The 12,702-nt window shown below is 71.0% G+C and carries 13 protein-coding genes and 1 pseudogene; 7 read left to right on the top strand and 7 right to left on the bottom strand.

Features of this window, described 5'->3' with window-relative positions:
* Nucleotides 1-77: 77 nt before the first annotated feature.
* From MA876_RS13795 to MA876_RS13785, 3 genes are read left to right on the top strand one after another with little or no spacing between them, the layout of a single operon-like run.
* Nucleotides 78-707 carry an SAF domain-containing protein gene (locus MA876_RS13795; RefSeq protein WP_248150427.1) on the top strand — a complete coding sequence of 210 codons (630 nt, stop codon included), beginning with the start codon at nucleotides 78-80 and terminating at the stop codon, nucleotides 705-707.
* Nucleotides 704-1,981, top strand: a complete 1,278-nt coding sequence (locus tag MA876_RS13790; RefSeq protein ID WP_248150424.1) for a CpaE/TadZ family protein — start codon at nucleotides 704-706, stop codon at nucleotides 1,979-1,981. The genes MA876_RS13795 and MA876_RS13790 overlap by 4 nt, the downstream gene beginning before the upstream one ends.
* A gap of 27 nt (nucleotides 1,982-2,008) precedes the next feature.
* On the top strand, nucleotides 2,009-3,496 hold the full coding sequence (locus tag MA876_RS13785; protein WP_248150422.1) for a sensor histidine kinase: 1,488 nt from the start codon (nucleotides 2,009-2,011) through the stop codon (nucleotides 3,494-3,496).
* 44 nt (nucleotides 3,497-3,540) lie between these two features.
* Here the strand turns inward: MA876_RS13785 and MA876_RS13780 are convergent, their stop codons facing one another.
* Nucleotides 3,541-3,789 carry a WhiB family transcriptional regulator gene (locus tag MA876_RS13780; protein WP_091492034.1) on the bottom strand — a complete coding sequence of 83 codons (249 nt, stop codon included), beginning with the start codon at nucleotides 3,787-3,789 and terminating at the stop codon, nucleotides 3,541-3,543.
* A gap of 248 nt (nucleotides 3,790-4,037) precedes the next feature.
* On the opposite strand from MA876_RS13780, the gene MA876_RS13775 reads away from it, so the two are divergent.
* Nucleotides 4,038-4,442: a histidine kinase gene (locus MA876_RS13775; protein ID WP_248150420.1), complete on the top strand. Its 405-nt coding sequence runs from the start codon at nucleotides 4,038-4,040 to the stop codon at nucleotides 4,440-4,442.
* Here MA876_RS13775 and bcp read toward each other — a convergent pair.
* From bcp to aroA, 3 genes are read right to left on the bottom strand one after another with little or no spacing between them, the layout of a single operon-like run.
* Nucleotides 4,439-4,906, bottom strand: a complete 468-nt coding sequence (bcp, locus tag MA876_RS13770) for a thioredoxin-dependent thiol peroxidase (protein WP_248150418.1) — start codon at nucleotides 4,904-4,906, stop codon at nucleotides 4,439-4,441. The genes MA876_RS13775 and bcp overlap by 4 nt on opposite strands.
* Nucleotides 4,899-5,978, bottom strand: coding sequence for a ribosome small subunit-dependent GTPase A (rsgA, locus tag MA876_RS13765; protein WP_248150407.1), 1,080 nt, complete (start codon nucleotides 5,976-5,978; stop codon nucleotides 4,899-4,901). The genes bcp and rsgA overlap by 8 nt, the downstream gene beginning before the upstream one ends.
* Nucleotides 5,975-7,336, bottom strand: a complete 1,362-nt coding sequence (aroA, locus tag MA876_RS13760; protein WP_248150405.1) for a 3-phosphoshikimate 1-carboxyvinyltransferase — start codon at nucleotides 7,334-7,336, stop codon at nucleotides 5,975-5,977. The genes rsgA and aroA overlap by 4 nt, the downstream gene beginning before the upstream one ends.
* Before the next feature lie 164 nt (nucleotides 7,337-7,500).
* On the opposite strand from aroA, the gene MA876_RS13755 reads away from it, so the two are divergent.
* Nucleotides 7,501-8,100, top strand: a complete 600-nt coding sequence (locus tag MA876_RS13755; RefSeq protein WP_248150396.1) for a sigma-70 family RNA polymerase sigma factor — start codon at nucleotides 7,501-7,503, stop codon at nucleotides 8,098-8,100.
* Nucleotides 8,097-8,339, top strand: a complete 243-nt coding sequence (locus MA876_RS13750) for a zf-HC2 domain-containing protein (protein WP_248150393.1) — start codon at nucleotides 8,097-8,099, stop codon at nucleotides 8,337-8,339. Before MA876_RS13755 ends, MA876_RS13750 begins: the two co-directional genes overlap by 4 nt.
* 196 nt (nucleotides 8,340-8,535) lie before the next feature.
* Here MA876_RS13750 and MA876_RS13745 read toward each other — a convergent pair whose 3' ends face one another.
* On the bottom strand, nucleotides 8,536-9,777 hold the full coding sequence (locus MA876_RS13745) for an HNH endonuclease signature motif containing protein (protein WP_248150390.1): 1,242 nt from the start codon (nucleotides 9,775-9,777) through the stop codon (nucleotides 8,536-8,538).
* 56 nt (nucleotides 9,778-9,833) lie between these two features.
* On the opposite strand from MA876_RS13745, the pseudogene MA876_RS19400 reads away from it, so the two are divergent.
* Nucleotides 9,834-10,040 (top strand): annotated as a pseudogene (locus MA876_RS19400) (NUDIX domain-containing protein); the annotation flags it as partial.
* A gap of 128 nt (nucleotides 10,041-10,168) precedes the next feature.
* Here the strand turns inward: MA876_RS19400 and MA876_RS13740 are convergent.
* Together MA876_RS13740 and MA876_RS13735 are read right to left on the bottom strand one after the other, a co-directional pair.
* Nucleotides 10,169-11,062 carry a diacylglycerol kinase gene (locus MA876_RS13740; protein WP_248150387.1) on the bottom strand — a complete coding sequence of 298 codons (894 nt, stop codon included), beginning with the start codon at nucleotides 11,060-11,062 and terminating at the stop codon, nucleotides 10,169-10,171.
* Between the two features lie 25 nt (nucleotides 11,063-11,087).
* A complete protein-coding gene (locus MA876_RS13735; protein WP_248150384.1) occupies nucleotides 11,088-12,692 on the bottom strand; it encodes an FAD-binding oxidoreductase in 1,605 nt (534 codons plus the stop codon).
* Nucleotides 12,693-12,702 lie beyond the last annotated feature (10 nt).

Raw genomic sequence — 12,702 nt, 5'->3', positions numbered from 1 at the left:
CGGCGAGAGCGCAGAGGTGCACTCGCGGGTGTGGATAACGGCACGGCGCTTTCCGGCGGGTCGTTCACGATGGAGGCATGACCGCACCCGATCCCTCGAGAACGCGCCGCCCCGCGATCTGGTCCGATGCCCGTTTCCTTCTCGGCATCGCGCTGGTCGTGGCATCCATCGCCGGCGTCTGGTTCGTCGTCACGAGCGCGCGCCAGACGACCCCGGTCGTCGCCGTCATCCGCACGATCGCACCGGGCGAGACCGTCACGGCCGACGACGTCCGGCTCGTGGAGGTCGCGCTCGGTCCGGTGGACGGGGTCTATGCGACGCAGGCGGACCTTGCGGAAGGTGTCGTCGCGACGCGCACGATCAGCTCGGGCGAGCTGCTTCCGGCGGAGGCGATCGGCTCGGCGGACGACACGCGCACGACGAGTGTCGTGCTGCGCAGCGCCGCAGACGTGCCGTCGTCGGTCGCGGCCGGCACCGTCGTCGAGGTGTGGGCGGCGCCGCTCGTGGAGCGCGGCGTCTACGATGCTCCGCGCATCCTCGTGGCGGATGCGACGGTCGTCGCCGTCACCCGCGACGATTCGGTCATGGGCGGGGGTGCCGCGGCGCTCGAGGTCGTCATCGCGCGGTCCGAGGTCTCGGACGTGCTGTCCGCTATCGCGGGGGAGTCCGCGCTCTCGGTCGTGCCGACGTCGGGCGCGCGTCGATGAAGGTCGTGGTGGCGATGGATGCCGCGCACGGCGACGATCTCGCGAGCGCACTTGGCCACGAGGGGATCGACGTGCTCGCCGTGATGACGGCATCCGAACCCTCGTGGTTCTTCGATGACGCGGCGCTCGGTGACGCGGCCGGCGCCACCGCCCGCGCTCTCGCGGGTGCGGATGCGCTCATCCTCGAGCTCACACGCGAGGCGGCCTCGGCCGGGCTCGTCTCGGGCTGCGATCGCGCGGGCGTGCGGATCGTACCGCTCGGGAGCGGGAGGGATGCCGAGCGTCTCGCCGCGACGTACGGGCTCGAGCCGCCGCACGATCTCGAGATCGAGGCCTGGCGTCTCGCGGATCTGCTGCGGACACGGCCCCGCGACGCCGACGCCCCTTCGGGCGCTGAGACGGACGGGCCGCGCGGACCGCGGACGATCGCGGTCTGGGGCGCGGCGGGTGCGCCGGGCCGCTCGACGGTCGCGATCGAACTGGCCGTGGAACTCGCGCGCGGGGGGAAGCATGTCGCCCTCGTCGACGCCGACGCGCACGCTCCCTCGATCGCTCTCACGCTCGGCCTCGCCGATGAGGGGCCGGGCTTCGCGGCGGCGTGCCGGCAGGCGGAGCTCGGGCGCCTGGACGCGCGCGAGCTGACGCGCATCAGTGTGCCGCTCGGGCGCACCGGGGTGGACGTGCTGACGGGCCTCAACCGCCCGTCGCGCTGGCCGGAGCTGTCCGATACCCGCGTGTGCGCAGCCCTGGCGGAGTGCGCCCGATGGACGGATCACACCGTCGTGGACGTCGCTTCGTCACTCGAGCGCGATGAGGAGATCGTGAGCGACCTCGAGGGTCCGCGGCGGAACGCGGCGACGCTCGCCGCGCTCGACGCCGCCGACCTCGTGGTCGCCGTCGTCGGGGCCGACCCGGTGGGCATCTCGCGCTTCCTGCGCGCGTACCCCGACCTGCGCGCGGCGATCGGCGCGACGCCCGTCGTGGTCGTGGCCAATCGCCTTCGTCCCGGGACGATGGGGATGGATGCCCGTGGCCAGGTGCGCCGTGCGCTCGATCGGTTCGGCGGTGTCGACGAGATCTGGTTCCTGCCCCAGGATCCGCGATCGGTCGACGCGGCGCTGCTCGCGGGACAGGCGATCGGCGAGGCCGCGCCCAAGTCGCCCTTCACGCTCGCCGTTCGCCGCTTCGTGGGCGAGGCGATCGTCCCGACGCCCGTCGCAGCGCAGCGGAAGCGGCCGCTCCGGCCGGCGGCGAAGGGCCGTCGCGCCGCGTAGCGAGCCGAACGGCCCTACGCTGGAAGGGTGTCGACCCTCAGCGATCTCGTCTATGCCCAGGGCCGTTCGAGTGAGGACGACGTGGAGTGGCTCCACCGCCTCGCGGGTGACGGACAGCTCCTCGCCGACCTCGCTTTCGCGGACATCGTCATCTGGGTGCCGACCGCCGACGACGGCTTCACGGCCGTCGCGCACACGCGCCCGAGCGGTGCTGCGACGCTCTTCTATCGCGACATCGTCGGCGATCGCGTGCGCCCGCAGTGGCGGACGCAGGTGCGGGACGCCTTCCAGACCGGCCGCATCGTCGACTCGGCCTCTCCGGACTGGTTCGAAGAGACCCCGACGCGCGTGCGCGCCGTCCCGATCGTGCGTTCGCGGGGAGCCGAGCCGGCCGTCACGATCGGCGTGCTGACGCGGCACACCAACCTCGGCGAGACCCGGACCCCGAGTCGGCAGCAGATCACGTTCAACGACTGCGCCGACGACCTCTTCGGCATGGTCGCATCGGGTGAGTTCCCCGACCTGTCGGCCCCGACGGCTCCCCGGCGCGGGGCTCCTCGTGCCTCGGACGGCCTCATCCGGCTCGACGTCGACGGCGTCACGACCTTCGCCAGCCCGAACGCCCTGTCGGCGTTCAACCGCATGGGATTCGACGACGAGCTCGAGGGGGAGTCCCTCGTCGAGGTGACCACCAGCATCCTTCCCGAGAAGCGGCAGTTCGATGAGTCGCTTCCGCTCGTCGTGACGGGCCGCGCTCCTTGGCGCACCGACATCGAGGCGCGAGGGGTCACCGTGTCACTGCGGACGATCCCGCTGCGCGACCACGGCACCCGCATCGGAGCGATCGTGCTGTGCCGCGACGTGTCCGAACTCCGCCATCAGGAGCAGGAGCTCATCACGAAGGACGCGACGATCCGTGAGATCCACCACCGCGTCAAGAACAACCTGCAGACCGTCGCGTCCCTCCTGCGGATCCAGGCGCGCCGCTCGCATTCCGAGGAGGCGAAGGATGCCCTGACCCAGGCGATGCGGCGCGTGTCGGCCATCGCCGTCGTGCACGACACGCTCTCCGAGGGGCTCGCACAGAACGTCGACTTCGACGACGTCTTCGATCGCGCTCTCAAGCTCATCGCCGAGGTCGCCGCTGCCCCCTCGACCCGCGCCGTCACTCGCACGACGGGACGCTTCGGCACGCTGCCGAGCGAATACGCGACGCCGCTCGCCCTCGCGCTGACCGAGCTCGTGACGAACGCCGTCGAGCACGGGCTCGCCGGCACCGAGGGCGAGGTCGAGATCATCGCCGAGCGGTCCGACGAGCGGCTCGAGGTCACCGTCCGCGACAACGGCGTGGGTCTGCCCGAAGGTCAGGTCGGCCGCGGCCTCGGCACGCAGATCGTGCGCACACTGATCCAGGGCGAGCTCGGGGGAACGATCGACTGGCACACCGCCACGGGGGCGGGCACCGAGGTCACGATCGACATCCCGCTGCGCTACATCGCCCGCCCGAGGGGCTGAGGCGTTCGTCTCGCGACGTCAGCTCAACGGACGATCCCGCCGATTCAGCTCGCGCGGCGGGCGCGTGCGGCGCGGCGCTTGAGCGCGCGGCGCTCGTCCTCGGAGAGGCCACCCCACACGCCCGAGTCCTGACCGGTCTCGAGGGCGTACTGCAAGCACACTTCGGTGACGGTGCACCGGGCGCAGACCGACTTCGCCTTCTCGATCTGCTCGACGGCCGGACCGGTGTTCCCCACGGGGAAGAACAGCTCGGGGTCGACGGTGAGGCAGGCGGACTTGTCGCGCCAATCCATGGTGGTGCTCCTTGTTGCGGGATGTCGGTTTGCGGGGGCGCCCGATTCGGGTCGGGTACCCTGTGGGAGTGCGAGCGGATCGCTCGCCCCACGTCGCTGTGGGAGCACACGGCTTCATCTATCGTCCCATAGCACATGGGTGCGATCAAGAGATGAACGGGCCGTTTCTGTGCATCTTGCTGTGCATTGCCTCACAGTGCTGGAGGGTTCGCACAATCGGCGGCGCATCGAACGAAGGATTCTGAGGAATGCGAACAAAGGTCGTCCGCGCGCTCGCCGCGCTGATCGTCGGGCTCGAGGGCGTCGCGCTCGTCGCGCTCACGATCTGGCAGGTCGCAGCCGTCGTCGCCGGCGATACCGTCGCGATCGACAGCGCCCTCGCGCTCATCGTCCTCACCGCCGTCGGCGCCGTGATCGTGATCGCGTTCGCCTTCGCGCTCCTGCGCGGGCGCTCGTGGGGGCGCTCGGGCGGCATCGTGACCCAGGCGCTCATCCTCGCGGTCGCGATCGGAGCCACGACAGGGGCCTACGCGCACCCCATCCTGGGGGTGGAGATCGCGATCCCCGCCGTCATCGCGCTCGTGCTGCTCGTGCTCGACGCGCGCGACGCGGGGCGCGAGGCATCCATCCGCTCCGCGGACGAGCCCTCCTAGACGCCCAGCAGCGTCCGCAGTCGGGCGACGTGGCCTGTCGCCTTGATGTTGTAGAGCGCCTGCGTCACGCGGCCCTCGGCGTCCAGGACGAACGTCGAGCGGATGACGCCCTGCACGACCTTGCCGTAGTTGAGCTTGTCGCCCCAGACGCCGTACGCCTCGTGCACCGCGTGGTCGGGATCGGAGAGGAGGTCGTAGTCCAGGCCGTCGCGCTCGCGGAAGCGGCGGAGCTTCTCGGGGGCGTCGCGCGAGATGCCGAGGACCGTGTAGCCCGCGGCCTGCAGGGGAGCCAGGCTGTCACGGAAGTCGCACGCCTCTTTCGTGCAACCCGGCGTCATGGCTTCGGGATAGAAGAAGAGGATGACGGGGCCACCCCGCAGGCTCTCGAGCGAGACGGGACGCTCGTCCTGGTCGACGAGCGTGAAGGCGGGGGCGAGGTCACCGGGTTCGAGGCGTTCAGTCACACCCTCCACGATAGTCAGGCCTGTGACCGAACTTCTCGCCGAAGGTCTCCAGCAGGCGCTGAAGGGAGTCGAGTCGCCCGGCGCCGTTGGGCCCGAGGCGGCCCTCGGCGAGCGCTTCGTTGAGCGCGCAGTCGGGCGCGTCGGGCAGGTGCGTGCAGCCGCGGGGGCATTCCTCGGCGATGACGGCGAGGTCGGTGAAGGCCTTGAGGATGTTGGCCGTATCGACGTGGCCGAGGCCGAACGACCGCACGCCCGGGGTGTCGATGACCCAGCCCGACCCGCCCTCGCCGCGGTAGCGCAGAGAAACGGTCGAGCTCGACGTGTGCCGACCGCGGCCGGTGACGACGTTGACGTGTCCCGTCGCGCGCTTCGCGTCGGGCACCAGCGCGTTCACGAGGGTCGACTTGCCGACACCGGAGTGCCCGACGAAGACGGTCGAATGGCCGACGAGCGCTGCGCCGACGCGCTCGAGCGGCATCTCGTCCTGCGCGCTCGTGAAGACCTCGAGATCGAGCCCGTCGAAGTGCGAGAGGAACTCCGACGGGTCGGCGAGGTCGGTCTTCGTCACCACGAGCAGGGGACGGATGCCGGCGTCCAGCGCCGCGACGAGGTAGCGGTCCACGAGCCGCTCACGGGGCTCGGGGTCGGCCGCGGCGACGACGACGAGCATCTGGTCGGCGTTGGCGACGATGATGCGCTCGACCTGGTCCGTGTCGTCCGCGCTCCGCCGCAGCAGGGACGTGCGCTCCTCGATCCCGACGATGCGCGCGAGGGTTCCCTCGTCGCCCGAGCGGTCCCCGACGACGCGGGCCCGGTCACCCGTGACGATCGGTGTCTTGCGCAGCTCCCGCGCCCGGACGGCGAGGATCGTGCGCTCGTCGGGACGATCCTCGTCGACGAGGACCGTGTAGCGCCCGCGATCGACGCCGAGCACTCGCGCGATCTCGGCGTCGGCGTGCGCGGGTCGACGCTTCGTGCGGGGACGGTTGGCCTTCGGGTTGGGGCGGACGCGGATGTCGGCTTCGTCGAAGTCGTCCTCGTCGTCGTCCTCGCCCTGATCGAGCCAGCTCACGATGCCTGCATCGCCCCCGCATCGACGCCGACACCCGCGAGCATCCCCGCCCACAGCTCGGGGAACTGCGGCATCGTCTTGGCGGTCGTGCCGATGTCGTCGACCTCGACGCCGGGGACGGCGAGCCCGATCATGGCTCCCGTCGTGGCGAGCCGGTGGTCGTGGTGCGCGCGCCACACCCCGCCGTGGAGCGGACGCGGAACGATGCGGATGCCGTCCTCGAGCTCTTCGGCCTCACCGCCGAGCGCGCGGAGGTTGCCGATGAGGGCGGCGATGCGGTCGGTCTCATGGCCGCGGATGTGCCCGATGCCGTAGAGCGTCGTGGGCGCATCGGCGAAGGCGGCGAGCGCGAAGATCGTGGGCGTGAGCTCGCCGGCGGCCGAGAGGTCGAGATCGACGCCCTGGATGCCGGATCCCGCCGACACGGTGAGGACACCGCCCCGTCGCGCCGTGCGGGCGCCCATCACCGAGAGGATGTCGGCGAGCATGTGTCCGGGCTGGGTCGAATGCGCGGGCCAGCCGGTGACGCCGACCGACCCGCCGGCGATCATCGCGGCCGCGAGGAACGGCGCGGCGTTGGAGAGGTCGGGCTCGATCGCGACGTCCTTGCCGCGGATGGCTCCGGCGGGGACGATCCATTCGTCGGGTGCCGGGCGCTCGACGTGCACACCGCGGTGCGCGAGCGACTCGACCGTCATGTCGATGTGCGGGATGCTGGGCAGACGCTCGCCGACGTGGTGCAGGTGCAGACCGACGTCGAATCGCGGTGCGGCCAGCAGCAGTCCCGAGACGAACTGGCTCGACGCGCTCGCATCGATCGACACCTCGCCGCCGCGCACGTGCCCGTGGCCGCGCACCGTGAACGGAAGCGCCCAGTGGCCGCCGTCGTCGATGTCCACCCCGACGTCGCGCAGCGTCTTGATCATGGCGCCCATCGGGCGGTGCAGTGCGCTCTCGTGCGCCGTGAGCGTCACATCGCCCTTCGCGAAGCCGCCGAGAGGGGCCGCGAACCGCATGACGGTGCCGGCCTGACCCGAGTCGACCGTCGAGCCGCCCGTGAACGGCCAGGTCGGCGTCACGACGAGGTCGTCGCCGAATGGACCGTCGCCCGAGACGGACTCGATGCCCACGCCCAGCGCCCGAAGAGCCTCGACCATCCGCGCCGAGTCGTCGGAGTGCAGGGGAGAGGTGAGCGTGCTCGGTCCGTCGGCCAGCGCCGCGAGGATCAGCTCGCGATTGGTCAAGGATTTCGAGCCCGGCACGGTCACCGTCGCCGCGAGGGGTCCTGCGGCCATGGGCGCGCGCCAGGCGCCGCGCGGACGCGGTGCGGGAGTGGGGGAATACCCGTCGGCTGTCATCGGGTTCTACCCTACTGAACCGCTTCCTCCGGGCCGCGGAATCGACACCGACCGTTACCACTCGAAAGGGCATTGTGACCGCGATCCTCGATCGAACGCCGCCGCCGGCATCCGTCGACGACCTCGAAGGGCTCTGGCAGGCGTCCGCCGTAGACTTGGCCGCGATGACCGATCAGGCAGAACAGACGCAGGACGCGAGCGCGCAGTTCGAAGAGCAGGCACTGCCCTTCATGGATCAGCTGTACGCCGCGGCCATGCGCATGACCCGCAACCCCGCCGACGCTGCGGACCTCGTGCAGGAGACGTTCGTCAAGGCGTTCGCGTCGTGGCGCACCTTCACGCAGGGCACGAACCTCAAGGCGTGGCTGTACCGCATTCTGACGAACACGTACATCAATACGTATCGCAAGAAGCAGCGCGAGCCGTACCAGGGCACGATCGATGAGCTCGAGGACTGGCAGCTCGGCGGCGCGGAATCGACGACGGCGACGACGAGCCGCTCGGCCGAGGCCGAAGCGATCGACCACATGCCGGCATCCGTCGTCAAAGACGCGCTGCAGGCGATCCCGGAGGACTTCCGGTTGGCGGTGTACCTCGCGGACGTCGAGGGCTTCGCCTACCAGGAGATCGCCGACATCATGAAAACCCCCATCGGCACGGTCATGAGCCGTCTGCACCGTGGCAGGCGAATGCTCCGTGAACTGCTGGCCGACTATGCGAAGGAGCGCGGCATCGACGTGGCCGCGACGGGAGCGAAGAAATGACCGACTGCGGCTGCGACAAGGCGAAGCGGGACCTCGAGGAATACCTGCGCAACGAGGTCTGCAAGACCCAGCACTCCGACATCAAGGAGCACCTGGCGTCGTGCCCGGACTGCGCTCAGGAGGCCCTCGTGGCGACGACCCTGACCGAGGTCGTCGCGCGCGCGTGCAAGGAGACCGCTCCCGAAGAGCTCCGCGACCAGGTGCTCGCTCAACTGCGCGCCGTCCAGGCCACGCACTAGACCGACGGCACGCAACGCGACGCACCGGCCGTTGCGATCCGGGTTCCTGGTCGCTCGAGCCCGTGATCTCGATTCGCGCGTTGCGCGCGCTACTCGATCGCCGGGGCGCTGGGGGCGCTGTTTGATCGCACCCAAACGACTCGATGCTCGTTGCCGCCGGCACTTCTGCGATCGGCCGCGTGCGCGCGGAATGTTGTCAGAACGGGGGTGGGTCGCCGTCGGTGGTGAATGCGATGCCGGGTGGGGCGGGTGATTCGGGGTATTCGCGTCCGGTCGGGCTTCGCCATGTCATGGTGCGGTCGGCGGTGAGGGTGACGGTCCAGGCGGAGTGGTGTTTGAGCGTGTGGTGTCGTCGGCAGACGTGGGCGAGGTTGTCGTGCGCGGTCGCTCCGCCGTGGGCGTGGTCGTGGACGTGGTCGATGTCGCAGTGCGCGGCCGTGACGCGGCAGCCGGGGAATCGGCACCGCTGATCGCGTGCTCTCAGCGTGCGCCGCAGGTCGGCTGACGGCCGGTACCGGTCGACAGCGAGGACTGTGCCGGTGACGGGATGCGTGAGGACCCGCTCCCAGCCTGGGGCGCCGGCGCACAGCACTCGGGCGGTGTCGGGGTCGATCGGCGCGGACCCCTCGATCACCGCCGGGGCACTGTCGACTCCTGCGAGCGAGAGGACGGGGACGGTGACGTGCACCTCGGCGCGGATCGCACCCAGCTGCCCGTCGGCGTCGTGACCGGAAGGCTCACCCGCCAACAGCAGATCGGACAGCAGATCGGCGCGGAGCTGATCATGCGAGCGGGACTCGGCCGGATCGGCATCCTTCACCGCGGTCGCCATCGCGGACAGTCGGGCGCGGATCCCGTGCGCGAGCGCCGCGGGCAGGACCGCGAGCAGCTGCGCCATGCCGTCGTCGAGATCCTGCACCTCGACCCGGCGCTCCTCCCGCGCACTCTCGTGCCGCTCGGTCAGGGTGGTCGGCATCACCCGCTCGGCCAGCAGGAGCGCAACCGGCCGGAGTCGGCTCGCACTCTCGCGCTCGGCGACCACGAGCACTGCCTGCTCGAAGACCGCCCGCGCCCCGGCATCCTCGATCCGCTCCCCCGCCGCGACGATCACATCGACATGCGCCCGCGAAACGCGCCCGTCGGTCAACGCGATGAGCGTCGCCGGAAAACGCGTCGCGAGGCGCTGTGCTTCGACCAGCCGACGCTCGACGGTGCGATCGGACACCCGCAACGCCGCCGCGATCTCGGCCGCGATCTCACGCACCGGCATGTCGCCGTCACCCCGCGACCCGTCCGCACGCGAGACACCCAGCGCCATCGCAGACGCCAGCAGACTCGCCTCCAACGCCTGGAACGCCGCGATCCCCCGACGCGCCTCGACCAACGCCGTCACGACACCGTCGAGCACCGCCGCCTCGTCAGGGGTGAGAAGATCCATACCTCCAGCATCCCACCCACCCCCGACATTCGAACACAACTACGCACCGCTGCCGGACGGTGGTGATTTCGGTTGGCCGGCGCTTTTTGCTCGCTCGGCGGGTCGACTGGCGGTTCGTCGGCGGCGCGATCGAGCCCGGTGAGCAACCGGCCGACGCTGCGCACACAGAGGTTCGTGAAGATCTCGGCGCTGGCATCCGGATCGTCTCGATCGTGTGCGCGTACGGAGGCGATTCCCTCGTGGTCGACCATCGCCAACGGTGATCGAGTCGCCTACGTGACGACGGTGTATCACTGCCGACCAATGGACCTTTCCTCGCCATCGCTGGACCGATCGGACCCTCGAAGACTTGTCAGCACGAGTCCGCGTCGATCACACAGCCGCTCGACCTTCAGGCGCCCGTCGGTACGAGCACCTTCAGCGCCGCCGGCACCACGTCGACCGTCACCGGCAGGGCCGCTATCGGGTCGCCGTCGGCGTAGGCGGTGATGCCGGTGGCATCGAGCCGGATGCTGCGGCCCCGATAGGTCTCGACCTCGGGGCGCTCCACATGCGTGCCCTTGTAGACCGTCGGCAGCAGCTTCAGCAGCTTCAGGCGCCCTGCGGGACGCACGACCGTCACGTCGAGCAGCCCGTCGGACGCGTCGGCGTTCGGACAGATCGGGATGCGGCCGCCGTAGGAACGGGTGTTGCCGACGCTCGCCATCACGAAGGGGCCGTCGATGCGCTCGCCGTCGACCTCGATCGCGTACCGGCTCGCCTTGAGGAAGAGGAACTCGACGAGGATCGCGATGTTGTAGCGCATGTCGCCCCGCGGCCACGTCATGCGGTTCGCGCGGTCGTTGACGTACGAGTCGAACCCGCTCGCGAGCACCGTCGCATACAGCCGCTCGGCGCCGCCGTCGTCGGTCACCCGCGCGAGATCGACGTCGATCGCGTTGCCGGCGGCGATGACGTCCGCCGCCGTCGCGGGATCGAGTTCGGGGATGCCGAGGTGGGCCGCGAAGTCGTTGCCCGTTCCGGCGGGCACGATCCCGAGCGGGATGCCGGTGCCTACGAGGTGGGGGAGGGCGAGGTTGATCGTGCCGTCGCCGCCCGCGACGACCAGGGCGTCCGTGCCGAGTTCGACGGCCGTGCGGATGAGCTCGGACGATTCCTCGGCGCTGCCGCCGCTGATGACGGTGACCGTGTGGCCGAGCTCGCGCAATCGCTCGGTCGTGCGCGTCGCGGCGTGCGTGTGCGCGCCGGCGCGGGCGGCGGGGTTGACGACGAGGGCGATGTTCACAGCGGTGTGAGCCTATCGGGAGGAACTACGGAACCAGTGCGCCGGGGTTCATGATGCCCCGGGGGTCGAGCTCGGCCTTGACGGCTCGCAGCACGGCGATTCCGAGCGGCCCGATCTCGGCCTCGAGGAACGGCTTGTGGTCGCGCCCGACGGCGTGGTGGTGCGTGATCGTGCCGCCGGCATCGCCGATCGCGCGGGACGCGGCATCCTTCGCCCTCCTCCACTGCGCCTCGGGATCGGTCGTCAACGTCGCGATGACCGTGAAATAGAGCGAGGCGCCGGCCGGATAGACGTGCGAGATGTGGCACAGCACGATCGGCTTCGTGCCGTCGGCGGCGAGGCTGTCGGTCAGCGCCGATGTCACGGCGGCCTTGAGCTCGGCGAGCCGCGCCCACGTCGTCGCGGTCTCGAGCGTTTCGGCGAGGATGCCGGAGTCCAGGAGCGTATCGCGCAGGGCGGGTGAGGCGTAGCGGCCGCGCTCCCATGAGCGGGCGGGGTCCTCGCCGCGGGAGCGCGTGCCATGCCGTGCGAACACCGCGCCGAGCGCAGCCCGTGTCGCCCCGGCCTCGGCATCGTCGGTGCCCTCGAAGGTCGCGATGGCGAGGCATCCCTTTAGCCGCGTGAAGTGGCCGCCGAGGGTCGCGTTGACCTTCGTCTCGGTCTCGTCGCTGAGGCGCAGGACGGTGGGGCGGATGCCGCGTTGCGTCGCGTCGCGGAAGGCCGCGGCGCCCGCGGCGAAGTCGGGGAACGTCCATGCCTCGTACTGCGTCGCGGCGGGCACGGGCTTGATGCGCACGGTGACCTCGGTGAGCACGCCGAACGCGCCCTCCGAGCCGAGGAAGAGCTGGCGCAGGTCGGGGCCGGCGGCGCTCGCCGGGGCGCGGCCGAGGTCGAGCTCGCCCACCGGCGTCGCGACGCGCAGCGCGTGCACGACGTCGTCGAACCGGCCGTAGCCGCGCGACGCCTGCCCGCTCGAGCGCGTCGCGGCGAAGCCCCCGAGCGAGGCGTAGAGGAAGCTCTGCGGGAAGTGGCCCAGCGTGTACCCGTGCGCGGCGAGGAGCTCCTCGGCCTGGGGGCCCGTCGTGCCGGCGCCGAAGGTCGCGAGGAGCGACGCGCCGTCGAGGTCGAGCAGCGCCGCCGTGCGCACGAGATCGAGCGCGACGACGGCTCTGTGGGCTCCGGCGTCCGGATCCACACCGCCGACGACCGATGTGCCCCCGCCGAACGGGACGACGGCGATCCCGGCCTCGTCGCATACGCGCAGGACCGCGAGCACGTCGCCGTGCGACGCGGGTGACACGACCGCGTCGGGGGCGGACTGGGGCTCGGCCGAGCGTCGGTGCAGAAGGTCGGGCGTGCTCTTGCCGCCGAGGTGCAGCGCGCGCACGGCATCGTCGCACGTCACGTGCTCGGCGCCGACCGCCGCGCGCAGGGCTGCGAGGTCGGCGTCGTCGAGACGGCTGGGCGTGAGGATGGGGATCTCGACGCGGGGGACGGGATGCGCCTTGCCGGGCAGCAGCGTCGCGATGAGCGCCTTCGCCGCGGCGGGGAGGCGGGCGGACTCGGTGCCCCACGCGTCCCAGTCGGAGCGAGCGCGCGGAGCGGGGAACGACGGCGACGTCAGCGGCATGGCGACAGTA

It is taken from the genome of Microbacterium aoyamense (assembly GCF_023155855.1).
Classification (GTDB): Bacteria; Actinomycetota; Actinomycetes; order Actinomycetales; family Microbacteriaceae; genus Microbacterium; species Microbacterium aoyamense.
The sequence above is the reverse complement of the archived record's forward strand: the minus strand, read 5'-3'. Positions and strand labels throughout refer to the sequence as shown.